The sequence below is a fragment of the Acidovorax sp. GW821-FHT10E03 genome (assembly GCF_059415205.1).
The window spans coordinates 16,853-37,810 of sequence record NZ_JBWKMU010000012.1 but is presented as its reverse complement, the minus strand read 5'-3'; the positions used below and the strand labels follow the sequence as shown (position 1 = coordinate 37,810).

The 20,958-nt window shown below is 65.3% G+C and carries 22 protein-coding genes; 14 read left to right on the top strand and 8 right to left on the bottom strand.

Annotated features, from left to right (window positions below; translation table 11 throughout):
• The first annotated feature begins 104 nt into the window (after positions 1-104).
• The gene (locus AC07OD_RS20645) at positions 105-662 is read left to right on the top strand and encodes a PadR family transcriptional regulator (RefSeq protein ID WP_218293372.1); all 558 of its coding nucleotides are present in this window, start codon (positions 105-107) and stop codon (positions 660-662) included.
• A gap of 471 nt (positions 663-1,133) precedes the next feature.
• Here AC07OD_RS20645 and AC07OD_RS20640 read toward each other — a convergent pair whose 3' ends face one another.
• Positions 1,134-1,556, bottom strand: a complete 423-nt coding sequence (locus AC07OD_RS20640; RefSeq protein WP_494597924.1) for a DUF1810 domain-containing protein — start codon at positions 1,554-1,556, stop codon at positions 1,134-1,136.
• A 149-nt stretch (positions 1,557-1,705) separates the two neighbouring features.
• Between AC07OD_RS20640 and AC07OD_RS20635 the strand changes: the two genes are divergently transcribed.
• Positions 1,706-2,584 carry an alpha/beta fold hydrolase gene (locus tag AC07OD_RS20635; RefSeq protein ID WP_494597923.1) on the top strand — a complete coding sequence of 293 codons (879 nt, stop codon included), beginning with the start codon at positions 1,706-1,708 and terminating at the stop codon, positions 2,582-2,584.
• A gap of 68 nt (positions 2,585-2,652) precedes the next feature.
• Here the strand turns inward: AC07OD_RS20635 and AC07OD_RS20630 are convergent, their stop codons facing one another.
• Genes AC07OD_RS20630 through AC07OD_RS20605 form a run of 6 tightly spaced genes read right to left on the bottom strand, consistent with a single transcriptional unit; the run spans position 2,653 to position 9,854 of the window.
• Entirely contained in the window at positions 2,653-3,591 is a 939-nt protein-coding gene (locus tag AC07OD_RS20630; protein WP_218293370.1) for an NAD(P)H-dependent flavin oxidoreductase, read from the bottom strand.
• The gene (locus AC07OD_RS20625; protein ID WP_494597922.1) at positions 3,588-4,598 is read right to left on the bottom strand and encodes an NAD(P)H-dependent flavin oxidoreductase; all 1,011 of its coding nucleotides are present in this window, start codon (positions 4,596-4,598) and stop codon (positions 3,588-3,590) included. Before AC07OD_RS20625 ends, AC07OD_RS20630 begins: the two co-directional genes overlap by 4 nt.
• Positions 4,599-4,601: 3 nt before the next feature.
• On the bottom strand, positions 4,602-5,708 hold the full coding sequence (locus tag AC07OD_RS20620; protein WP_218340386.1) for a CaiB/BaiF CoA transferase family protein: 1,107 nt from the start codon (positions 5,706-5,708) through the stop codon (positions 4,602-4,604).
• A complete protein-coding gene (locus AC07OD_RS20615) occupies positions 5,705-7,819 on the bottom strand; it encodes an acetate--CoA ligase family protein (RefSeq protein WP_494597921.1) in 2,115 nt (704 codons plus the stop codon). Before AC07OD_RS20615 ends, AC07OD_RS20620 begins: the two co-directional genes overlap by 4 nt.
• Before the next feature lie 37 nt (positions 7,820-7,856).
• Complete coding sequence (locus tag AC07OD_RS20610) at positions 7,857-9,005, bottom strand: acyl-CoA dehydrogenase family protein (RefSeq protein ID WP_255591221.1); 1,149 nt, start codon at positions 9,003-9,005, stop codon at positions 7,857-7,859.
• Positions 9,006-9,041: 36 nt separating this feature from the next.
• The gene (locus AC07OD_RS20605; protein WP_218293366.1) at positions 9,042-9,854 is read right to left on the bottom strand and encodes an IclR family transcriptional regulator; all 813 of its coding nucleotides are present in this window, start codon (positions 9,852-9,854) and stop codon (positions 9,042-9,044) included.
• A 188-nt stretch (positions 9,855-10,042) separates the two neighbouring features.
• Here AC07OD_RS20605 and AC07OD_RS20600 point away from each other — a divergent pair, with 188 nt between their 5' ends.
• From AC07OD_RS20600 to AC07OD_RS20555, 10 genes are all read left to right on the top strand, one after another.
• Positions 10,043-11,023 carry a Bug family tripartite tricarboxylate transporter substrate binding protein gene (locus tag AC07OD_RS20600; RefSeq protein WP_492254660.1) on the top strand — a complete coding sequence of 327 codons (981 nt, stop codon included), beginning with the start codon at positions 10,043-10,045 and terminating at the stop codon, positions 11,021-11,023.
• A 59-nt stretch (positions 11,024-11,082) separates the two neighbouring features.
• Complete coding sequence (locus AC07OD_RS20595) at positions 11,083-11,514, top strand: PhlB family protein (RefSeq protein ID WP_255591222.1); 432 nt, start codon at positions 11,083-11,085, stop codon at positions 11,512-11,514.
• Positions 11,511-12,686 carry a thiolase family protein gene (locus AC07OD_RS20590; protein ID WP_494597920.1) on the top strand — a complete coding sequence of 392 codons (1,176 nt, stop codon included), beginning with the start codon at positions 11,511-11,513 and terminating at the stop codon, positions 12,684-12,686. The genes AC07OD_RS20595 and AC07OD_RS20590 overlap by 4 nt, the downstream gene beginning before the upstream one ends.
• 34 nt (positions 12,687-12,720) lie before the next feature.
• On the top strand, positions 12,721-13,530 hold the full coding sequence (locus AC07OD_RS20585; protein ID WP_218293363.1) for an enoyl-CoA hydratase/isomerase family protein: 810 nt from the start codon (positions 12,721-12,723) through the stop codon (positions 13,528-13,530).
• A 67-nt stretch (positions 13,531-13,597) separates the two neighbouring features.
• Complete coding sequence (locus tag AC07OD_RS20580; protein WP_492254657.1) at positions 13,598-14,413, top strand: SDR family NAD(P)-dependent oxidoreductase; 816 nt, start codon at positions 13,598-13,600, stop codon at positions 14,411-14,413.
• Between the two features lie 104 nt (positions 14,414-14,517).
• Positions 14,518-15,486 (top strand): Bug family tripartite tricarboxylate transporter substrate binding protein, encoded by a 969-nt coding sequence (locus AC07OD_RS20575; protein ID WP_494597919.1) that lies wholly within the window; start codon positions 14,518-14,520, stop codon positions 15,484-15,486.
• A 127-nt stretch (positions 15,487-15,613) separates the two neighbouring features.
• Positions 15,614-15,793: a hypothetical protein gene (locus tag AC07OD_RS20570; RefSeq protein ID WP_494597918.1), complete on the top strand. Its 180-nt coding sequence runs from the start codon at positions 15,614-15,616 to the stop codon at positions 15,791-15,793.
• A gap of 132 nt (positions 15,794-15,925) precedes the next feature.
• The gene (locus AC07OD_RS20565) at positions 15,926-16,429 is read left to right on the top strand and encodes a nuclear transport factor 2 family protein (RefSeq protein WP_369641589.1); all 504 of its coding nucleotides are present in this window, start codon (positions 15,926-15,928) and stop codon (positions 16,427-16,429) included.
• A gap of 17 nt (positions 16,430-16,446) precedes the next feature.
• Complete coding sequence (locus AC07OD_RS20560) at positions 16,447-17,238, top strand: SDR family NAD(P)-dependent oxidoreductase (protein ID WP_494597917.1); 792 nt, start codon at positions 16,447-16,449, stop codon at positions 17,236-17,238.
• A gap of 43 nt (positions 17,239-17,281) precedes the next feature.
• Positions 17,282-17,581 carry a putative quinol monooxygenase gene (locus tag AC07OD_RS20555; RefSeq protein WP_218340392.1) on the top strand — a complete coding sequence of 100 codons (300 nt, stop codon included), beginning with the start codon at positions 17,282-17,284 and terminating at the stop codon, positions 17,579-17,581.
• Between the two features lie 113 nt (positions 17,582-17,694).
• Here AC07OD_RS20555 and AC07OD_RS20550 read toward each other — a convergent pair whose 3' ends face one another.
• Positions 17,695-18,639 carry an isopenicillin N synthase family dioxygenase gene (locus AC07OD_RS20550; protein WP_494597980.1) on the bottom strand — a complete coding sequence of 315 codons (945 nt, stop codon included), beginning with the start codon at positions 18,637-18,639 and terminating at the stop codon, positions 17,695-17,697.
• A gap of 747 nt (positions 18,640-19,386) precedes the next feature.
• Between AC07OD_RS20550 and AC07OD_RS20545 the strand changes: the two genes are divergently transcribed.
• Both AC07OD_RS20545 and AC07OD_RS20540 read left to right on the top strand, forming a co-directional pair.
• Positions 19,387-20,430: an ABC transporter substrate-binding protein gene (locus AC07OD_RS20545; RefSeq protein ID WP_494597979.1), complete on the top strand. Its 1,044-nt coding sequence runs from the start codon at positions 19,387-19,389 to the stop codon at positions 20,428-20,430.
• The gene (locus AC07OD_RS20540) at positions 20,427-20,951 is read left to right on the top strand and encodes a nucleoside deaminase (RefSeq protein WP_494597916.1); all 525 of its coding nucleotides are present in this window, start codon (positions 20,427-20,429) and stop codon (positions 20,949-20,951) included. Before AC07OD_RS20545 ends, AC07OD_RS20540 begins: the two co-directional genes overlap by 4 nt.
• Positions 20,952-20,958: the final 7 nt, after the last annotated feature.

The following is a 20,958-nucleotide window of genomic DNA, read 5'->3' as shown; positions in this document are numbered from 1 at the left end:
AGCCAGCATCACGCATTTATGCAACTGGTTGCGTAAACAATGGAGAGCAGTCCCGATTCAGGCAAGATGGCGAACTACGCAGCTTTCTCCGGCGCCCTCTTCCGATGTCCCTGCCCCACGCCCTTCTCACCGCCCTGGTCGAGCACCCCTGCTCGGGCTCGGAACTCGCCGAGCGCTTCGACAAGTCCATCGGCTACTTCTGGCACGCCACGCACCAGCAGATCTACCGCGAGCTGGCGCGGCTCGAAGAAGCACTGTGGATCGAGGCCCTGCCGGCCGAGACGGGCCGCGGCCGCAAGCGCCAGTTCCGCCTGCTGCCCGCGGGCCGCAAGGAACTGCGCCGCTGGATCGCCGAGCAACAGGACCCCACGCCCCTGCGCGACGAACTCATGGTGCGCCTGCGCGCCGAGGCCGCCGTCGGCCCCACCGGTCTGGAAAAGGAAATCGCCCGCCTGCAGGCCATGCACGAGGACAAGCTGGCCGTCTACCAGCGCATCGAACAGCGCGACTTCATGGGCAAGGAAGCGAGCCGAGAGCGCCGCCTGCAGCACCTGGTGCTCAAGGCCGGCATCCTGCAGGAAGAGCTGTCGCTGGCGATCGCGAGAGAGGCGCTGGAGATACTTGGCACACCGCGCCCGCCTCCGACGCCCTCTGCCCGGTGACCACATGTCACTCGCAGCGCGACCAGCCTCCGGCGTACCTCAGTGCCAGCGCCAGCTAGTCACACCAAGCAGCACCACGCCATCGGAGCATTCAAGATGCCGAGTCCTCATGTCTCCGCCCAAGACCCATTTCAGCGCGCAGTGGACGGCCTAAATGATCTTCATGGCGCTGGCGGGGAGGGATCGGCACCATGGAAGGCCCCATTCTCGGCGCGCTGCTTTCCTTGCGGTAGAGACGACGTGGGGCGGACAGGGCGTGCTGTATCTCATCGGCCCTGGTGCCATTGCCATGCTATTCGCGCTGTTTTTGCCCAGGGGCGCTTGAGGGGCAGTGCAGCAGCGCTGGAACGTGCAACCGCTGTCCGCGGGCTATCGGATGCGTACGCGCGCCACACATGTTCCAGAAAGAGAGGAGCAATATTCAAAATCAATAGCAAACAACGCTTATGGGACAAGCGGTAGATGCGATTTTCAATCAAAAAATTTGATGGTACGCGGGTCTTTGCACCCGTCGAAATACTTTTGCAGCATGGCGTGAAACACGCTGCCCGGCGCAGAAACTTCGCCAAACAGCGTCATGCTGGAGCGCAGCTTGAGATCGTCCGGCGTGCCAAACACATCCAGCGCCGAGCACGTCCCCAGGTCCAGCAGGATCTGGCAGCACTCGCGCAGCCGGCCGGCAAGCACTGGATGCGCCAGGTAGGCCTGCGCCTCGGCCAGCGACTGGATGGCATAGCGCTGGGCCACGTCGCTATGCCCCAGTCCCTTGATCTGCGGGAACACAAACCACATCCAGTGCGTGCGCTTCTTGCCCGCCCGCAGCTCGGCGATCACGCGGGGCCAGACGGGATCCTGGGCTTGCAGGAAACGGTCGAGGACAGGGGAAAGGGGCATGTTCGGGCAGTGGATGCTCGTCTGGCGGAAGTGAATGGTGACCATGAATTCACCGGAAGACAACAGTTGAATGGTGACGGAAAGCCAGGGCTGGCTGCAGGTGATGTGCCCGAAACACCTGGATCAGATCACCATGCCAGAATGACCCGATGAGCACATCGACATCCGCCTCCTTTCTGTCTAGCGCAGACGGCATCCCGGTCATCACCTACACCTGGGCCGAGACCCCCGGCAAACCCGTGGGCGCCGTGCAGATATCTCACGGACTAGCCGAGCACGGCGAGCGCTACAACCGCTTTGCGAAGGCCTTGAACGCTGCCGGCTTCATCGTCCATGCCGTGGATCATCGCGGGCACGGGCGCACCGCTGGTGGCAGGTTGGGGGACTTTGGCGCCGCAGGTTTCAGCGGGCTCATTGCCGATGTGGCCCAGTACGGCGCACTGCTGCGCACGCAGCACGCCGGCCTGCCGCTGTTTCTGTTTGGGCATTCGATGGGTTCGTTTGCGGCGCAGGCGGCGATCCTGGATCACGCATCGACCTGGTCAGGTGTGTTGCTCTCAGGTTCAACCGCGCTGGATGCGCTCGCCGCAGCTATGGCCAATGCTCCCGCAGACGCGCCTGCCGGATTGGAGGCATTCAACGCAGGTTTTGAGCACCGTACGGGATACGAATGGCTTTCGCGGGACGGTGCGGAGGTCGATGCCTATGTAGCGGATCCGTGGTGTGGGTGGGATGTGCCGGACGATGTGATCCCGTCGCTGTTCGCTCCGGCTTCCCGACTGGCGGATCCAGCGCTGCTAGCAGGTATCCGCAGTGACCTGTCAATCTTCATTGCCTCTGGCGACGCAGATCCGCTCGCGGGGGGCGGTGCGCTGATTCAGCTGCTGGGTCAGCGCTACCGCGATGCAGGCATCACCGACGTGACAGTCAAGCTGTACACGGCTGCCCGCCACGAAATCCTCAATGAGACGAATCGTGATGAGGTGACTGCCGACATCGTGGCCTGGCTGCGTGCCCATGTGGGGTAGCCTGATGCGGTGTCGCCGCATTGCACGACTGGAGGCCTGACCTCGGAGGGCCTCGAGCCTGAGTCCTGCTATTTGAACGACCGATACTCCACATTCATGGACTGAACCAGTTCGGCGGCAGTCGGCAGGGACGTCACACCCGACACCGAATGCCCCGCACTCCACAGATCCGACCACCGTTGGATGACGGGTCCTTCAGATCCGCCTCCGAATTTCTTGCGGGCCTCCTGCACGGATACCGTCTCGTCCAGCCCATCGGGGTCGAGTCCGACACGAACGATGGACGGTTTCAAGAAGTTCGCGGGCAACCCCGTAAAGGCACGCGTCGCAAGCACATCGTCCATGGAGCTTTCCAGAAGCATCTGCTTGTAGTCTCCCCCAGCCAGGCTTTCCTTGGTGGCGATGAATCGCGTTCCCACGCACCCCAGGTCGCAACCCAGGACCGTCGCTGCGCGCAACGCCACACCGTCGGACAGGCCACCTGACAGCACGATGGGGCCATCGAACAGCTGGCGCACGGCGCGCACGAAAGCGAACGGGTTGGCCCAGCCGGTGTGCCCGCCCGCGCCGGACGAGAGCAGCACCAGGCCATCGACGCCCGCCTCCAGAGCACGCTCTGCGTGGTGCAGCGAGGCCACATCGGCAAACACGAGGCAGCCGCCGTCGTGCAAGATGGGAATCACCGACGCGGGCGACCCGACGCTGGTGATCACCAGCTCTGCGCCGTGGCGCACGATCAAGTCCGCTTCGGCCTTGAGGCGTGCGGGGTCGCGGCGCATGATGAGATTGGGGCAATAGGGCGCCCGGCTGGGCTGTTCTTCGGCCTCGCGCTGAAGCCGCTGAAGCCAGGTCTCGAACTCGTCCAGAGACGTGCAGTTGGCCGTGGGAAATGCGCCGATGACGCCAGCGGCGCAGGCAGCGGAGACCAGTTCGATTCCCGAGACACGCAGCATGGGGGCCGCAATGACGGGCACCACCAGCCGCTCCATGAAAGGCAGTCGGTTCATTCTTGCTCCATTGAATCCAGTGAATGCACTGTGCGCAGGGCCGTGATGGCCTGCACCGCTTCGTCCACCAGGCCGTTCACGATGGCCTGCAGCGGCTCGATACGCTTGGCGAATGCGATGGCTGGCCCCAGGGAGGCCATGCCATGACGCCAGTCGCCCTCGGCGTAGCAGCGGTCGCGCGCGACCGTTCCGCTGATGAGGTCGCCGAACGCGGCGTGTTCGGTGGCGCCTGCCCGTTCGATGGCCTGAACCTGGCGCGCAGTGTCGTTGAGCAGCACGCGCCAGGTGGTGCCCAGCGATTGCAGCAGCCGCACCGTGGAGTGCTCGTCGCAGGTCAGCAGATGCTCTTTGTAGCGAGGGTGCGCCTGGATTTCCTCGCACACCAGGAAGCGGCTGCCGACGAGTACGCCGTCAAGCCCCTGGGCCAGCACCGCAGCCAATTGCCTGCCGCGGCCGATGCCGCCGCCCAGCACCACCGGCACGCTGAACTGGCCGTATGCCAGCGCCCCCATGAGCATCGTGGGCAGCTCATTCATGCCCGGATGCCCGCCTTCCTCCATGCCGACCAGGGCAATGGCATCGGCGCCAGCGCGCTCCGCCGAAAGAGCGTGGCGGATGTTCGAGGCTTTGTGAACGACGATGGCATCTGCCTTGTGAAGAGCGGTGATGAGGTCCGCCGGTGCATGTCCGGCTGTCTCGAAGATCCTCACGCCGTGCGTCAGGGCTGCATCCATCCAGCGCGGAATCATGGTGTTGGCTTCGGGCCGGTGCGAGAGCGTGAGGTTGACGCCAAACCGTTTGCCATGGGTCAGTTCCGAGCACAGCGCAAGGGCTTCGCGGAAATCCGCTTCGTTGGCGTACGACCGGGGCGTGATGAAGCCCATGCAGCCCGCATTCACCAGCGCGGCAACGTACCGTGCGTCGGACAGCCACATGAGGCCGCCGCCCAGGATGGGATGGTCGATCCCCAGCAGCCGGGTGATCCTCGTGTGCAAGACGCTGCCCATGGCCTACCAGCCTGAACTGCCGAGCTGCGGTGCGCCTGCAAGGTCTGCACCGCCCATTCCCTCGAGTGGAACGGGGAACCTGACCAAGGGCAAGTCTTCGCCGGGAGCGAATTTGCCGCGTGAGGCAAAGTGCGGCTGGGCGGCCAACTCTGCGGGCGGCACCACTGGCGCGGCGGGCACATCGTGCCGGCACAGCAGTTCAAAGGCCTCGTGCGAATCCAGGTGCTGCATGGCCTGCTCGATGCGCAGGTTGATCGCATCCGCCACAGATTTTCTCGCCTTGTGGGTGGCGTACTTCGCGCCGTCGAAGGGAGCCAGGTCCAGCACCGCACACAGGCGCTTCCAGAAATGATCCTCCAGCGCAGCAATCGACACGTAGCGGCCATCCTTGCACCGGAAGGCGCCGTAAGCCGCCTTCACCAGCGTTGCCTCGCGCTGCGCTTGCAGCGTGCCTGCGCCTGCGGAGCGGTAGGCGCCCAGCCGCGGGTTCATCCAGTGCAAGGCGCAATCGGCCAGCGCCACGTCCAGATGCTGTCCCCGGCCGGTGGCCTGGCGCTGAAACAGCGCGGCGAGTGTGGCGGACAGCGCGTACATGGTTCCGCACAGATCGGCCACGGGCAGGCCGAAGCTCTGCGCGGGTGCGCCGTCCGGCGCACCCGAGACGGCCAGCACCCCCGCGGCAGCCAGGTAGTTGATGTCATGCCCCGGCAGGTCGGCCCAGGGACCGGTCTGGCCGTAGCCGCTGAGAGACACATAGATGAGTTGCGGATGCGCCTGGCAGAGCGAAGCGGCATCCAAGCCCAGGCGTGCCATCACGCCAGGGCGGTAGGATTCGACCACGACATCGGCCGACGCGATCAGCTCGCGGACCTTGTCGCGCTGGGCTTCGTCCTTGAGGTCCACCAACAGGCTCTGCTTGCCCCGGTTCACGGCCTCGAAAGCGCCCTGGCCCAGGTGACGGGCGTTGTCGCCATGCGGCGGGCGCTCGATCTTGATGATGCGTGCGCCCATCTCCGCCAGGTTCTGCGTCAGAAACGGCCCCGGCAGCAGCTCGCTGAAATCCACCACCGTGATGCCCTGCAACGGCGGCCGGGCGGCGGTGGCCGTCATGCGGACGCTCCTTCGGCGGTTCTTTCGATGATCACGGCGTCCAGCGGCAAAACGCCTTCTCCGCGTGCGCCAATCCACACCGGGTTGAGGTCCATTTCCTCGATGCGGCCAGCGTTGTGCATCACGAAGTCCGAGATGCGCAGCAGCAGCGTCTGCAGCGCCTCCAGGTCCGCCGCTGGGCGGCCGCGCGCACCTTCCAGCAGGGGAAAGCACCGCATCTCACGCACCATCGCCGCGGCCTCGCTGGCGCTGAGCGGCAACATGCGGCGTGTCACATCGCGCAGGATCTCCACGTAAATGCCCCCCAGGCCGAAGGTCATCACGTGGCCGAACACCGGGTCGCGCGTAACGCCGACCATCAGCTCCAGCCCGCCGCGGGGCGCCATCTTCTCGATCAGCAGGCCGTCGATGTGCGCGTCGGGCCGGTGGTGCTTCGCGGCGTCCATGATGTCCGCCCAGGCCTGGCGCAGTTCGTCGGCATTTTGCAGCCCCACCTTGACGCCGCCGATGTCCGACTTGTGGACGATCTGCTCGCTGGCGATCTTGGCCACGACGGGGTAGCCCATGGCGTTGGCGGTCACCAACGCTTCTTCCATAGTGGACGCGAGCATGTTGGGCAGCAGGCCGATCCCCGCAGCCTGCAGCTGGTCTTTGGCCTGCGCTTCAGACAGGCTGAGGGTGGCGGCGGCTGGCGGCAGAACGACCACAGGCTGCATGGGCGGCTGGGTGCCACGCGAGCGCTTCCAGCGGCCATATTCAACCCAGCGCTGAATGGCCTTGATGGCTTTGCCCACCGAACGCGGCGGCGCGAAACCGCCTTCGACCAGCATGCGATACCCCTCCCCCATGCGGTCACTCATCCAGATGGGAATGATGGGTGTTGCGCAGCCTTTCTGCGCCGCGATGATGGTGCGCGCCAGCTGGATCGTGGTGTCGCCATAGTCCAGTGCAATCGGAACGATCACGCAGCCGAGGTTCGGGTCCACGGCCACCGCGCTCAGCGATTTTTCGATCAGCGCCGCATCGCTCAGCACGGCGGCGGTGGTGTCCACCGGGTTGTCCAGGGCCGCGAAGTCGGGCAGCAGCGAGGCCAGCACCTCCCGCGTGTGCGGGGTGAACTGAGCGAGGGTCAGGCCTGCGGTGCCCACAGCATCCGCCGTCAACGCCGCCGTCCCGCCCGAAGAGGTGTAGATGGCCACCCCTTCGCTTGGGGGCGGCTCCGCGCGTGCGAACAGCCAGGCTGCATCGACAAGCTCGTCGATGTCATCGACCTCGATCACACCGCACTGCCTGAACACCGCGCTGTTCACCTCGGCCGACCCCGTGAGGGACGCTGTGTGCGATTGCGCCGCCTTTTGCCCGTACTCAGACTTGCCGACCTTGAGCGCAATGACTGGCTTGCCATTGGCGGCTGCGCGGTTCACGGCAGCCACGAACTTCGCGCCATCCTTGATGCCTTCCAGCAGGGTCACGATCACCTTGATGTCGGGTGCATCGGCCATGTAATGGATGAAGTCGGCCACCTGCAAGTCCACCTCGTTGCCGGTGGAGGCCCACAGGCCAATGCCAATGCCGCGGTCCATGGCCTGCATCACGTTGCGCCCCAGGCCGCCACCTTGCGTGGCCAGGCCAATGGGACCCTTGACGAGGTCGTGCGGGAAGGATGGCGAGAAAGTCAGTCCCAGGCGGTGGTTGACGTTGGTGAGGCCCGGGCAGTTCGGCCCGTACAGGCGCATGCCGCCCGCGTCGGCGATTTCCTTGAGGCGCACCTGAGCGCGTTCGCCTTCTTCGCCTGCCTCGCCAAAGCCCGATGTCAACACGATGGCAAAAAGGACGCCCCGGTTGGCACATTCCTCCGCCACGGCCAGCACGCCGGATGCGGGCACCACGATCACAGCAACGTCGGGCGTGGCTGGCAGTGACGCAACGCTGGGCCAGCAACGGTGCCCGCGGATCTCCGCCTTGGTCGGGTTGACGAGGTAGATGTCTCCGTCGAACTCGGAATGGTCCAGCAGATTGGTCAGCGTGCGCTCGCCGATGCTTTGCGGGCGGTCCGAGGCGCCCACGAGGGCAATCGAGCGAGGGCGGATCAGTCGTGAAAGGTCTGTCAATCTTGTCTCCTGGTCGTTATTGGGGTGGCGTGGAGGCTCAGGCAATCGCCGAGATGCCCAGGATTTCCCGACCTGCGATCAAGGTCTGCACTTCGGTGGTGCCTTCGGGAATCGTTCCGCCGCGCGTGTCGCGAAAGATGCGCTCAATGGGGTAGTCGGTGGCGTAACCCAGCCCGCCATGCACTTGCAGTGCCATGCTGGCCACTTCATGCGCAGCCTCGGTGGCGTAGAGCTTGGCAATGGAGCAGGCGGTGCGCGCATCGGCATTGGCATCCAGCGCGGCAGCGGCACGCAGGCTCAGTGCGCGTGCGGCTTCCACCCGGATCGTCATGTCCACGATGAGCTTTTGCACCAGCTGGAAGCTGCCGATGGGCTTGCCGAACTGTGTACGGGTGCGGGCATAGTCGATCGAGAGGTCGAGGGCCGCTTGCGCGGCGCCGACCGCACCCATGGCAATGTTGACACGGGCGCCGTCCAGGCCGATGAGCATCTTCTTGAGCGCCTTGCCTTCCTCGCCCAGCAGGTTCTCGCGGGGCACCTTGACATTGTCGAATGCCAGTTCCGCCGTGCCGGTGCTGCGCAGCACCATCGTGTCGACGTTGCGCACTTCATACGGAGACACCTCGCGCTCCACAAGGAAGGTGGAGAGCTGCCCCTGGCAGTCGGGGCTGAACGTACGCGCGACCACGATGCCGAAGTCGCCAAATGCCCCGTTCGTGATCCACAGTTTTCGGCCGTTGAGGACGTAGTGGTCCCCCTGCAGGTCTGCACGGGTCTGGACCTGGGCGATGTTGGAGCCCGTGCCTGGCTCGCTGATGGCATTGAACACGCGGCGGTCAGATGCCAGCAAGGGCTTCAGGAAGCGTTCGCGCTGCTCCTCGTTCGCCTCTGCGGCCAGCTTGTTGATGGCCGCATTGGTGATGTTCACCATCGTACGCAACGACAGCCACGTGTAGCCCGCCTCTTCCATGAGCATCGCCCAGGTCATCTGGTCCATGTCCATGCCGCCCAGGGCCTCGGGCAGCCTGCCGCCGATGTATCCGAACTGCGACAGCTCCTTGAGAAGCTCGAAGGGAAAGGTCTTGTCCCTGTCGTGCTGGGCGACGCGGGGAGCGACTTCGCTTTTCATGAAGCGGCGCACGCTGTCGCGCAGCATTTCTTGTTCGGAATTCATCGTTGCATACATGGCTATGTCTCCTGGGTTGAATGCATGGATCCGCCGCTAGGCGGCGGTGGTGTCTTTGGCGCCCGCGCCGCGCCGGCCGGATGCCGTGGCGCGCAGCGTGGGAGCCGCGTTCTGGGGGTGGAACACAAGTGCCTGCACCTCTTGCAAGGCTTGCAGGCAGGCGTCCTTGGTACGGCGAAGGCGTTCGGTGGGGCCGGCGATCGACAGCGCGAGGGGTTCATCGCCCAGGTAGCCAGCGACGGCGATGGCGGCCAGGCCGTCGAAGCCTTCGTTTTCCACCCAGATCCAGCCTTGCTGGCGTGCTTGTTCGATCTGTGCCTCCAGTGCTGCGAGGTCCGTGATGGACCCGGGGGCGATCTGCTTGAGCGGCTTGAGCCGCAGCTGGCGTGCGGCTTCTTCGGGTGTACCCAGCGACAGCGCCGCCTTGCCCAGCGCGGACACGTGCAACGCAATCTTGTTGCCCACGTTTTCCACATAGCGCAGCGGATGAGTTCCCTCGGCAAACGCCAGCACCTTGACCACGCCCGCCTCCACGCGGCCGCACATCCCTGTCTCTCCCGTCTTGTCACGCAGCAACTCGCACGCCTCGGACGCCACGGCGTAGAGCGAATCACCCGCAGCGATGCCTTTGGCAATCGTGAGCAGACGGGCCGTTGGATAGAAGCGTCGGGTTCGCGCCGTCCGCATCAGGTAGCCCAACTCATGCAGCGTGTGCAGCAGATCGGAGCAGCTGCTCTCGGGAAGGTCCATCAGGCGCGCAAGGTCTGAATTGGAGAGTTCGCGGCGCTCCCGGGCAAAGACCTCCAGCAGGGCCATGGTGCGAGAAGCGGCGGGGACAATGGTTGGCATAAGTTCTCCGGTATTTCGTAGATGTCAACGAATCATAACTTTGAGGTGAGCGCGATTGCAGCAGACCATTCCTTATGAGATTCAAATTTTCTTTTGAATGCAGCTCACAAGATTGCTTGCATTTCTACGAAATATTGAAGTATTCTACGACCAGCCGCAATGAAGTGGCAACAAAAATGGAGACAAGCATGCGTAGAACCTTCCGAGAACTGATTGTTTTTGTCATTGCCTCGTTGGCCTTTGGCGTCCTGCATGCAGCAGGAGATGCGTGGCCGAGCAAGCCCATCACCTTCGTGGTGCCGTTCCCACCCGGGGGCATCACGGACAACACGTCGCGGCTTTTGGCCAAGCTGCTCAGCGCACAGCTGGGACAGTCGGTGGTGGTGGACAACCGTCCCGGTGCCGGTGGCTCCATCGGTGTGGAGTCGGCTTCGCGCCAGCCGCCAGACGGCTACACCATCATTTACGGCACGCAGGGAACGCATGGCGCCAATCTGGCGCTGTACAAGAACGTGCGCTACGACCCCGTGACGGACTTCGTGCCCGTGCATGCCATGTCCGAAACACCGCTCATGCTGGTGATCAACCCCTCACGCCCGTTCAAGACGGTGCCCGAGCTGATTGCCTATGCCAAGGCCAATCCCGGCAAGCTCAACTACGGCTCCGCCGGTCCAGGCACGGGCACCCACCTGACGGCCGAGTTGTTCCAGACCGCCGCGGGCATCAAGATGACCCATGTGCCGTACCGCGGCAGCGCGCCGGCACTGAGCGACCTGATGGCCGGGAGCATCGACCTGATGTTCGACTACCCGGCGGTGGTGTTGCCCCAGGTGCAGGCGAACAAGCTCAAGGCGCTGGCGGTCACCTCCAAAAAGCGTTTGTCCAGCTCCCCCGACGTGCCCACCGTGGGCGAGCTGGGCGTTCCCGAAGCGGAATCCACGGCCTGGGGCGCGGTGTTCGTTCCGACCAAGACGCCGCCGGACATCGTGAAGCGCCTGGGCGACGAGATCGCCAAGGCCATCGTTCACCCCGAAATGCTGCAAGCCACCGAGAAATTCGGCAGTGTCCCGCTCGCCGGCCTGCGCGACGCCAAGCTGGGTGCCTTCGTGAAATCGGAGATGACCCGGTGGCGTGCGGTTGTTCAGCAGTCGGGCGCCAAGCTCGATTGACGGGGTCGCGGGCACTACATGCCCGCCCCCCCACCTTTCCCTTTCACCCCCTTCTTTCTATGACCGATTCAAAGACCTCCTTGAAGCCGTTGCAGCCGACTCTGTATGAGCTGGCTGATGACGGCCACTCGCTCAACTTCTTCTTTGCGCAGTGCGGCGCCTGCGGTGGGATGAGTTTTCCTGCCAACGCACCGGGATGCATGCACTGCGGAGACCCGCTGAGCGGAGCGCAACGCGTCACGCGCCCGGGGGGAGGAGAGTTGCTGGAGTTCGTGACCCTGCACGTGCCGCTGTTGCCTGGCATGGCGGCGCCCAGCATTGCTGGAGACATCCGCATCGCGCCCGGCATCGTCGAAGAAGGTGTGATGGCCGTTGGGGACGAGACGGCGCTGAAGCACGGCATGGCGGTTCGTGCCGTTGCCGAGGTGAAGCGGGAAGAAGGTGTTTACGCCTGCCGCTTTGTACCCGCGAATGAAGGAGCCGTGCAGTGAGCAATACCAATCAATCCACTTCAGGCAACTGGCTGGATGCCCATGGCGGTGTGTTCATCGCCGGTGTCGGTCTGCACCCCTATCAGTTCCCCACCGAGACACCTTACACCGAGCTGGGCCTCAGGGCTGTGCGTGCCGCACTCGAGGACTCGGGTGTTTCCTGGGCCCGTGTGCAGAGTGCCTACGTGGGCACAACCTCGATTGGCATGGCCGCCGGCCGCGTGATGCTGCGCCACCTGGGATCCACGGGTCTGGCGGTGACGCAGGTGGAAAACGCGTCGGCCTCTGGATCGTTCGCTTTCCGGCAGGCATGCATGGAGGTGGCTAGCGGCATGAGCGATGTGGTGCTGGCGGGGGGCGTGGACAAGCACGGTGACGGGCGCCGCGCTGCCAACAAGGACGGACTGGAAAGGCTCAGCGAGACCGCCACCATTCCGGCGGTGAAGTTCGCGATGATGGCGCGCACCTACCTGCGCGAGCGCGGCGCCTCCGTGGAGGAGATGGCCGGCGTGGCGGTGAAGAACCACGGCAACGCAGCGCGCAATCCGTTTGCTCAGTTTCGCAAGCCCCGGACGCTGGAGCAGGTGCTCGCATCGCCGCGCGTGGTGGGCGACCTCACGGTGCAGCAATGCTGTCCACGCGGCGAAGGGGCCGCGGCGGTGATGCTGGTTTCTGGCAACGCCATCCGAAAGCTGGGACTGGATGCGCGGCGCTGCGTGCGCGTGAAGGCTTCCGTCGCAGGCAGCGAGCGCCCCGAGATGCAATACGGCGACAGCGCCGTGGAGCTGGTCCGCACCAGCGCGCAGGCCGCGTTTGACCAAGCAGGCATTGCACCCAAGGAGCTCGACCTGCTGGAGCTGCACGACGCCTTCTCCGTGGAAGAGCTGCTGTACAGCGAAGCCATCGGTGTGTGCGACCCAGGCGAGGGCGCCCGCTATCTGGCGCGTGGCGATTCGCACATCGGTGGCCGCTGCGCCATCAATGCATCGGGCGGCCTGATCGGCATGGGCCACCCACTCGGGCCCACGGGCATCGGCCAGTTGGCAGAAATCACGCGTCAGCTGCGGGGCGAGGCGGAGGGTCGCCAGCACCCCAACGCGCGCTGGGGCATGGCCCACATGATCGGGCTCGGCTCGGTCTCCGTCGCCCACGTGCTGTCGGCATCGGCCTGACGGCGCCGCACACTTCTTTGTGGAAAGCAATCCAATGACTACCCCTGACATCCAGGACCTGGGCACATTGCTCTATGAGGTGCGCGACCGCGTGGCCGTGATCACCCTCAACCGGCCCGACCGCATGAACACGCTGGGCAGCACGATGAAGCCCGACCTCGCCCGCGCCTTCTTCGAACTGGCCCGCAACGACGACCAAGTGCGCGCGGTTCTGATCACCGGCAGCGGCGACAAGGCGTTCTGCGCGGGCGCCGACATCAAGGAGCGCGCCACCGATGTGGTGCGCGGCACGGAATACTTCGTGCGCCAGAAGGCGACCCACGAACTGTTTCGCAACATCGAAGAGTTCGAGAAGCCCGTCATCGCTGCCATCAACGGCGTGGCCCTGGGCGGCGGGCTGGAGATTGCGCTGTGCTGTGACCTGCGCATCGCGGCCTCCCACGCGCGCTTCGGCTTGCCAGAAATCAAGCTGGGAGTCATCCCGGCGGCCGGTGGCACGCAGCGGCTGCCACGGCTGGTGGGTGAAGCCCGGGCCAAGGAACTGATCCTGACGGCCGACCTGGTGGATGCAGAGACGGCGCTGCGCTACGGCCTGGTCAGCCGTGTGGTGCCGCAGGCCGAGCTGATGACGGCTGCGCTGGAACTGACCCAGCGCATAGCGCAACACCCCCCGCTGGCAGTCCGTTTCGCCAAGCGCGCCATCAACCGCGGCATGCAGACCGACCTGGACTCGGGCCTGGAGTACGAACGCTACGCGGCCGCAATGATCGTGGACAGCGAAGACCGCATCGAGGGCATGCGCGCCTTCGTCGAGAAACGCGAACCCCAATTCAAAGGACGCTAGTGCAATACCGGCTAGTGCAATACCGCACTGGTGACTTCATTCAGACAACACGCACGAAAGGAATCCCATGGAACTCGGATTGAACGGACAGGTCGCTCTCGTCACTGGCGGCGGACAAGGCGTGGGCAGGCAAATTTGCATCGAACTCGCAGCCGAAGGGGCGCGCGTGGTGGTGAACGACCTTTTTGCCGAGCGTGCCCAAGCGGTGGTTGATGAAATCAACGCCGCTGGCGGAAAGGCCTATGCAGCGCCTGCGGACATCACCCAACTGGAGGAGGTCGATGCCATGGTGGCAGGTGCTGCCCAGCACTTCGGCGCGCCCGTCACCGTGCTGGTGAACAACGCGGGGATCATTCCCGAGCGCCGCGAGAAAGGTGGCCGCACACCCGCCTTCGTGGATACACCCGTGGTGGACTGGGCCAAGATCGTGAACCTCAACGTCTACGGCACCATGCACTGCTGCCGCGCCGTGCTGCCCGGCATGGTCGGGCGCAAGACGGGCCGCATCATCAACATCATCTCGGAAGCAGGCCGCATCGGCGAGGCCAACATGGCCGTTTACTCGGGCGCCAAGGCGGCGATTGCCGGGTTCGCCAAGGCCCTCGCGCGGGAGCACGGCCGCCACGCCGTCACGGTCAACTCGGTGGCCCTTGGCGCCGTGTCCCACGAGGGCATCAAGGACGGCCCGCTGAACATCCACGCCACGGTGGAAAACAACGAGCTGCTGGGCAAGATGCTCAACGCATACCCCATCTCCAAGGGCGTGGGGCGCCTCTCCCGCCCAACGGATGTGTCCGGCATCGTCGCGTTCCTGGCGTCAGACCGCGCGCTGTTCATCACGGGGCAGACCATCGGTGCATCCGGCGGGTTCGCGATGGTTTGAAGCAGGGCGAAACGCTCCAGCAAGCCACTTCGGTTCCGATCATGTGGTGAGAGGTGCTGCATTCACACGCGGCACTGCCGAACACACAACAAGGAGACAAGACCATGATGAACCGCCGCCACTTCTCGGCATCCATGGGTGCTTTGGCACTCTCGCCCTCGGCATTTGCACAGAACGCTTACCCGCAGCGCCCCATCACACTGGTCGTGCCCTTCTCCGCGGGAAGCGTGGTCGATGTCCAGGCCCGTTTGATCGCACGGGCGCTGAGCGACAACCTGGGCCAGCCCATGGTCATCGACAACCGGGTCGGTGTGAGCGGGTCCATCGGCGCCGAATTCGTGGCCCGTGCGGCGCCCGACGGGTACACCCTCCTGGTCGGAACGCAGGGCACGCAGGGCACCAACACCGCCCTCTTCAAGAACATCCGCTACGACCCGGTCAAGGACTTCGTGGCCATCCACGGTCTGACGGGGAACGCCAACGTTCTGGTCTCCCATCCAGGCCTGAAGTTCAGCACCATGGCCGATGTGATCGCGTTCGGCAAGCAGAAACCAGGAAAACTCAACTTTGGGTCTGGTGGCAACGGTACGTCAGCGCACCTTTGCCTGGAACTATTGCAAACCCAGACCGGCGCGCGCTTCAACCATATCCCCTACAAGTCGAGCACGGCGGCCATGGTCGATCTGATCGCCGGCAACCTCGATGTGATGTTCGACTACGTGCAGACCTCCCGGGCGCAGATCCGGGACGGGAAAATTGCCGCGCTGGTCGTCACCAGCACCAGCCGCCTGGCCGTGCTCGCCAATGTGCCCACCATGGCCGAGGCCGGAATCCCCAGCGTGGTGGCCATGAACTGGGGCGGTGTCTTTGCACCGGCCAACACGCCTGCGCCCATCGTCAAGCGCTTGTCCGATGCGGTGGGCCAGGCACTGAACTCGCCCGAGGTCACGGCGTCGCTGGACGCGGTTTCGAGCGTCAAGATGGGCATGCCGCACGAGCAGTTTGCCCCCTTCGTGGCCGCCGAGGCCGCCAAGTGGGGCGAGGTGGTCCGCAAGTCCCGAGCGAGTCTCTGATGCCGACGCCACAGGTAGCCGTTGTCACCGGCGCGGGCAGCGGCATCGGACGCGCGCTCGCGCTGGCCTGTGCCCGCGAAGGCATGGCGGTGGTGCAGGCGCCGCCTGCCTGGCGCAGTGTTGCGACGTGTCCGACGCCACGGACGTGGAGGGGCTGGCCGAGGCCAGCTGGAACCGGTGGGGCGGTGTGGACTGGCTATTCAACAACGCCGGCGTGGCGGTGCTCGGGACAGCCTGGAATGCCACGGACGACGACTGGCGGTGCGTGCTGGCATGGCCGCTTCTGCCATCAGTGCCGAGGATGTAGCGCGCGCCGCGGTCGAGGCGATTCATGCGCGCCGCTTCTACGTCATTCCCATGCCCACACAGGTGCGTCCGTGAGGGACCGCAGCCAAAAGATCATGGGCGATTTCCACCACATTCACCAGGAGAGTCTTCAGTGACCGCAGTCCACCCACCAGCCGACCTTTCAGCCTCGCAGGACCTTGTCCGAGCGCTCACGGAACGCGTTGAACGCATGGAGAGCATTGAAGCCATCCGCGCGCTGCGCGCCCGATACCACGAAATGGTGAATGAGGATGCGGGGAACCGCCTCTACGAATTGTTTGCCCCCGATGCATACGTGGCCTACGGCGGGCGTCCCGAGGTGCGGGGCCGGGACAACATCCGCGCGTTCTTCGCTGCGTTTCCGGTCCAATCGGCCCGGCAGTTCATCCATAGCCATGTCGTGCAGGTGCAGGGCGACCGGGGCACGGGGTCCAGCTACCTGGACGGTCGGCCCGTGCGGGACGGCAAGAGCTACTACGTGGTGGGCCGCTTTGACGACGAGTACATCCATCTGGATGGGCAGTGGTTCTTTCAACGCGTCACCTTGAGCGTGCACTACATGATCGAGGCTGCCGAGCGCTGGGACCACCTCATTCCCCTGCAGGTGGAGCGTTGATGCACAGCAGAGCCGCCATGGCCTTGTTGCCTTCCTTGTTCGATCTGACCGGCCAACGTGCGCTCGTGACCGGTGCCGCCAGTGGCCTCGGGCTGGCCATCGCAGAAGCCCTGCTGGACGCGGGCGCGGAAGTCGTGCTGTCCGACAGCGACGCCCAGGCATTGGACGCCGAGGTGCACCGCCTGCGCAAGACGCACGCGAAGGTGCAGCAGCGGGTGATCGACGTGAGCGATGGCGCCGATGTGGACCGCAACATCGACGCGATGGCGGCAGAGGGGCCCATCGATTGCGTGTTCGCCAACGCGGGCATGAGCGCCGGGCGCGGATTCCTGGTGGAGCCTGGGCGCCTGGAGAACGTGGACCCGGCTTCTTGGGAGCGGGTGCTCCAGGTGAACCTGAGCGGCGTGCTGGCCACGTTGCGCGCGGCCACCCGCCACATGAAGCCCCGGGGCCAGGGGCGAATCATCGTGACCTCGTCCATCGCGGGGCTGCGGGCGGAGGCGCACTCCGGATATGCCTACGTGGCCTCCAAGGCTGCGGTGAACAACGTCGTGCGCCAGGCGGCCATCGAGCTGGCGCCCTTCAACATCCTGGTGAACGCCATCGCCCCCGGCCCATTTGCCACCGGCATCAACGGAGGACGCCTGCGCCTGCCGAAAAGCGCCGAACGCATGCGCACCTACATCCCGCTTGGCCGTATCGCCCAGCCGCACGAGATCCAGGGGCTTGCGTTGCTGCTGGCGTCACCCGCCTCGAGCTACATGACCGGTGCCATCATCCCTATCGACGGCGGCGCCAGCGCGCGCTAGCGCGGCATCATCATTTCAACCACCGACGACAGGAAGGCACACCATGATCATCGTTACCGGCCATGTGATCGCACGCAAGGACACGGAGGACACCGTTGAGCGGCTGGCCCTGGAGCATGTCCTGCGCTCCCGGATGGAGGCGGGATGCGTGTCCCACGAGGTGAGCCGCGACGTGCAGCAGCCGCTGCGCTTTGTGTTCATTGAGCGCTGGAGCGACCTGGCCGCGTTGCAGGCCCATTTCCGAGTAGAAGCCTCGCGCGATTTCGCACACTCGATGGCAAGCTTGTGTGAGGAGGCTCCGCAGATTGATGTATACGAAGCGGAAGTGATTTCCATACGCTGACGGCGTTGGTCCAAGACGAGGCAATCCAGCAAGCGGAGCAAGGTATTTGGATCAAATTTTCCGAGACGCGTTTGAGGCCCCGCGACGATTCAACACAGCCCACGGCGTTGTGGTCAGTACCTATTCGAGAAGTTCGCGCTGATGCGCTGGCGCAGGTACTCCGCGCCCGTGATGGGCGGGTACTTCTTCGCCGGGCCTTCAATGAGCGCGTCCTCATTGGCTTGGCAGAAGAAAGCCAGGCTGTAGCGCGCGCCCTGGTACTCGTGCGGCAGAGGGTTGCGCACCCGGTGGAAGTTGCTGGGCAGTTGGTCGTCGCTCCAGCGCGTGAGCATGTCGCCGATATTGCAGGTGATCACGCCCTCGGCTGGCTCCACGCTGGTCCACTGGCGGCCCTCGGCCTCCTTGCCGGGCAGCACCTGCAGGCCGCCCTGGCCGGGGCGCTGGAACAGCAGGGTGAGGCAGTCAAAATCGGTGTGGGCGCCGGCGCGCCACAGGCCCAGTTCGTCCTTGAGCGCCGGATCCACCGCAAAGTAGTGCAGCATGCGCAGCGTGCTCTGGTAGGTGGGCAGGTCGGGGTCGTGGGCGCGGGTGAAGAAGTCCGCATCGAAGCCCAGCTTGTAGGCAAAGCACGAGAGCAGGCGCATGCCCACTTCCCAGCACTGGCGCTCGAATGCCAGCGTGGCGGCCTGGAAGCCGGGCAGTTCGGCCTCGGTGGGCCAGAGGCCCGCCATGCGTGGGCGCGTGACCTGGTAGGACTCCTTCTGGTCCGGCGTGCGCGTGGAGGGGCGGATCTGCGCCTTGTGCTCCCAGCCGGCGTTGCGCGACAGGGGCCACTGGGCCTTGGTGGCCTGGGGCTGGTCGAAGAAGGCTTCGGCACGCGCGAAGGCGGCGCGGATGTCCTCGACGGGGATGCCGTGGTTCGTTACCTGGAAGAAACCGATGTCGACCGACGCGCTCCACAGCTGCTCGGCGATTTCCTCTTTGCGGTTGTCGAAGTCGGAGATGTCGATGCAGCGCACTTCGCGCGTGGAGGTCTCGCCGTCCATCGCGCCGCCCATGCGCGATTCTTTTTCGAGCTCGCCCAGCACGTCGGGGGCGACGGTCGGTTCGTAGACGGGGGATGTAGTTGGGTTTGCGGCAGTGCTGTGCATGGCGTGATTTCCTCGTTGAGTCGTCAATGGCAACAAGGCACACGGCAGGCCGCAGCAAGGAGTGAAGTTGCGGCACGGCGCCATGTGGCTCTTGAAGGGGACAATGGCAACGGCCCGCAGGCTGCGCGGGCCTTCAACAGGCACCACGCACCGCACGCAAGCCGCCACCGGCTTCAAGAGCAATGACCCGCCAGCCGGTCCACGCAATGCGGATGGGCTGGACTGAACGCTTCTACTCTTACCCCGGATGCTAGCAAACGGCAGGCCAGCAATGCCGTCGCGCACTCCATAGGAAAGCCGCACCGCGCCATGCGGCCCAAGGCCCGGGCACTCACCAAACCAGGGCAGCGGCGCACCAAGCCTGCGCACCGCAAATGCGTGCCCAGCGCTTGCCAGCTCCATCGCACAGGGGGCCCCGCAGCGGCTTGCGCCAAGGCAAGATCTGGGCAAAACGTGCCTGGCGCTCAGCACGGCGCAGCGCTTTCGCGACACCGGGCACGCTTTCTGCATCAGCTCCTGCCGAGTAGAAGCGTTCAGCGCTGCCATCCCTTGCGGGTGGTAGCGCCCGGAAATTGCTCAGTTCGACCCGGTCCCGCGGCGGCACACGCCTGTGGGTGCAGGGCATTCCACCGAACCTGGGCCACCACCATGTTGATGCAACGCCGCCGCTTTCTCTCGACCACCCTCGCCTCCTCCATCGCCACCACGCTGGGCGCAGCCAGCCTGGCCGCGCCTGCCGTGGTGCATGCGCAGGGCGCGCTCACTCCGCTCAAATTCACGCTGGACTTTCGCGTGACCAGCCAGACCTCGCCCTTCTTCCTGGCGCAGGCCAAGGGCTATTTCAAGGAAGAAGGCCTGGACGTGACCATCGACGTGGGCTCGGGCTCCGTCGCGTCGATCACGCGCGTGGCCAGGGGTGCCTACGACATCGGCCTGGGCGACATCAGTTCGCTGGCCGAGTTCCACGCGCAGAACGCCGACACGCCCGTGCAGGCCATCTACCAGTACTACAACCGCGCGCCCTTCGTCATCATCGGCCGCAAGGACCGCGGCATCACCACCGATTTCCAGTCGCTCAAGGGCAAGAAGGTGGCGGCGGCCGCCGTGGAAGCCACGCGCCGCAGCTGGCCCATGGTGGCCCGCGCGCTCAAGACCAAGCCCGAGCTGTTCGACTGGGTGACCACCGACTTCAGCGCGCGCGACAACGTGGTGGTGCGCGGCGATGTCGATGCCGCCACCTACTTCCACGACTCGGCCGTGTCGCTGTTCGCGCGTGTGCCGCCCAAGGACCTGTCGGTGCTCGAATACAACAAGGCGGGCCTGAACCTGTATGGCAACGCCGTGCTGGCCGGCAAGCTGCTGCAGGAGAAGCCCGAGGTGGCCAAGGCATTCCTGCGCGCGAGCAACCGCGCCCTGCGCGAGACGCTGGCCAACCCCGAGGCCGCGTTTGCCGCCATCAAGGCGCGCGAGGCCATTCTGAACATGGACGTGGAGCGCGAGCGCTGGGCCATCACGCGCCAGTACCTGCAGACGGCCGAATCGCAGGCCGTGGGCCTGGGCGGCGTGCAGGGCGCGGTGCTGGCGCACCAGATCGAGGAGGTGGCGGCCGTGTTCAACCTGGCGCGCAAGCCCGCGCCCGAGCGCGTGTTCGACCCGGCCTTTTTGCCAGCCCTGACCGACCGCAAGGTGGTGGCATGAACGGCAGCGCAGCACCCGCCGCACTGCTGCCGCAGGAGGCCACCATCGACGAGCACGAAGGCAGGTACCTGCGCCAGGCCATCGTCCTGGCCGACAAGGCCCGTGCACGCGGCAACCGGCCCTTTGGCGCGGTGGCGATCGGCGCCGATGGCAGGCTGCTGGCCGAGGCCTACTGCAATACCACTGAAACCGGCGACTGCACCGGCCATGCCGAGACCAATGCTGTGCGCCAGCTCAGCCCGCGCGTGGGGCGCGATGCGCTGGCCCAGGCCACGCTGTACTCGTCGGCCGAGCCCTGCGTGATGTGCGCGGGCGCCATCTTCTGGTCGGGCATCGGCCGCGTGGTGTTCGGCATCGACGCGGTGCGGCTGCGCGGGTTCCGTGGGGAACGCGCCGAGCAGCGCGATGCCGAACTGTCGTGCCGCGACGTGTTCGCCGCATCGCCGCACGCCATCGAATGCATCGGGCCGGCCCTCATCGCGGAAGCGAGTGCCTCGCACGTGGGCTTCTGGAAGCTCTGAGCAACCA

What these genes read in the sequence shown, in the direction of transcription:
- AC07OD_RS20645 (WP_218293372.1), top strand. Translation starts at nt 105, where the DNA reads ATGTCCCTGCCCCACGCCCTTCTCACCGCCCTGGTCGAGCACCCCTGC.
- AC07OD_RS20640 (WP_494597924.1), bottom strand. Translation starts at nt 1,556, where the DNA reads ATGCCCCTTTCCCCTGTCCTCGACCGTTTCCTGCAAGCCCAGGATCCC.
- AC07OD_RS20635 (WP_494597923.1), top strand. Translation starts at nt 1,706, where the DNA reads ATGAGCACATCGACATCCGCCTCCTTTCTGTCTAGCGCAGACGGCATC.
- AC07OD_RS20630 (WP_218293370.1), bottom strand. Translation starts at nt 3,591, where the DNA reads ATGAACCGACTGCCTTTCATGGAGCGGCTGGTGGTGCCCGTCATTGCG.
- AC07OD_RS20625 (WP_494597922.1), bottom strand. Translation starts at nt 4,598, where the DNA reads ATGGGCAGCGTCTTGCACACGAGGATCACCCGGCTGCTGGGGATCGAC.
- AC07OD_RS20620 (WP_218340386.1), bottom strand. Translation starts at nt 5,708, where the DNA reads ATGACGGCCACCGCCGCCCGGCCGCCGTTGCAGGGCATCACGGTGGTG.
- AC07OD_RS20610 (WP_255591221.1), bottom strand. Translation starts at nt 9,005, where the DNA reads ATGTATGCAACGATGAATTCCGAACAAGAAATGCTGCGCGACAGCGTG.
- AC07OD_RS20605 (WP_218293366.1), bottom strand. Translation starts at nt 9,854, where the DNA reads ATGCCAACCATTGTCCCCGCCGCTTCTCGCACCATGGCCCTGCTGGAG.
- AC07OD_RS20600 (WP_492254660.1), top strand. Translation starts at nt 10,043, where the DNA reads ATGCGTAGAACCTTCCGAGAACTGATTGTTTTTGTCATTGCCTCGTTG.
- AC07OD_RS20595 (WP_255591222.1), top strand. Translation starts at nt 11,083, where the DNA reads ATGACCGATTCAAAGACCTCCTTGAAGCCGTTGCAGCCGACTCTGTAT.
- AC07OD_RS20585 (WP_218293363.1), top strand. Translation starts at nt 12,721, where the DNA reads ATGACTACCCCTGACATCCAGGACCTGGGCACATTGCTCTATGAGGTG.
- AC07OD_RS20580 (WP_492254657.1), top strand. Translation starts at nt 13,598, where the DNA reads ATGGAACTCGGATTGAACGGACAGGTCGCTCTCGTCACTGGCGGCGGA.
- AC07OD_RS20575 (WP_494597919.1), top strand. Translation starts at nt 14,518, where the DNA reads ATGATGAACCGCCGCCACTTCTCGGCATCCATGGGTGCTTTGGCACTC.
- AC07OD_RS20560 (WP_494597917.1), top strand. Translation starts at nt 16,447, where the DNA reads ATGGCCTTGTTGCCTTCCTTGTTCGATCTGACCGGCCAACGTGCGCTC.
- AC07OD_RS20555 (WP_218340392.1), top strand. Translation starts at nt 17,282, where the DNA reads ATGATCATCGTTACCGGCCATGTGATCGCACGCAAGGACACGGAGGAC.
- AC07OD_RS20550 (WP_494597980.1), bottom strand. Translation starts at nt 18,639, where the DNA reads ATGGGCGGCGCGATGGACGGCGAGACCTCCACGCGCGAAGTGCGCTGC.
- AC07OD_RS20545 (WP_494597979.1), top strand. Translation starts at nt 19,387, where the DNA reads ATGCAACGCCGCCGCTTTCTCTCGACCACCCTCGCCTCCTCCATCGCC.
- AC07OD_RS20540 (WP_494597916.1), top strand. Translation starts at nt 20,427, where the DNA reads ATGAACGGCAGCGCAGCACCCGCCGCACTGCTGCCGCAGGAGGCCACC.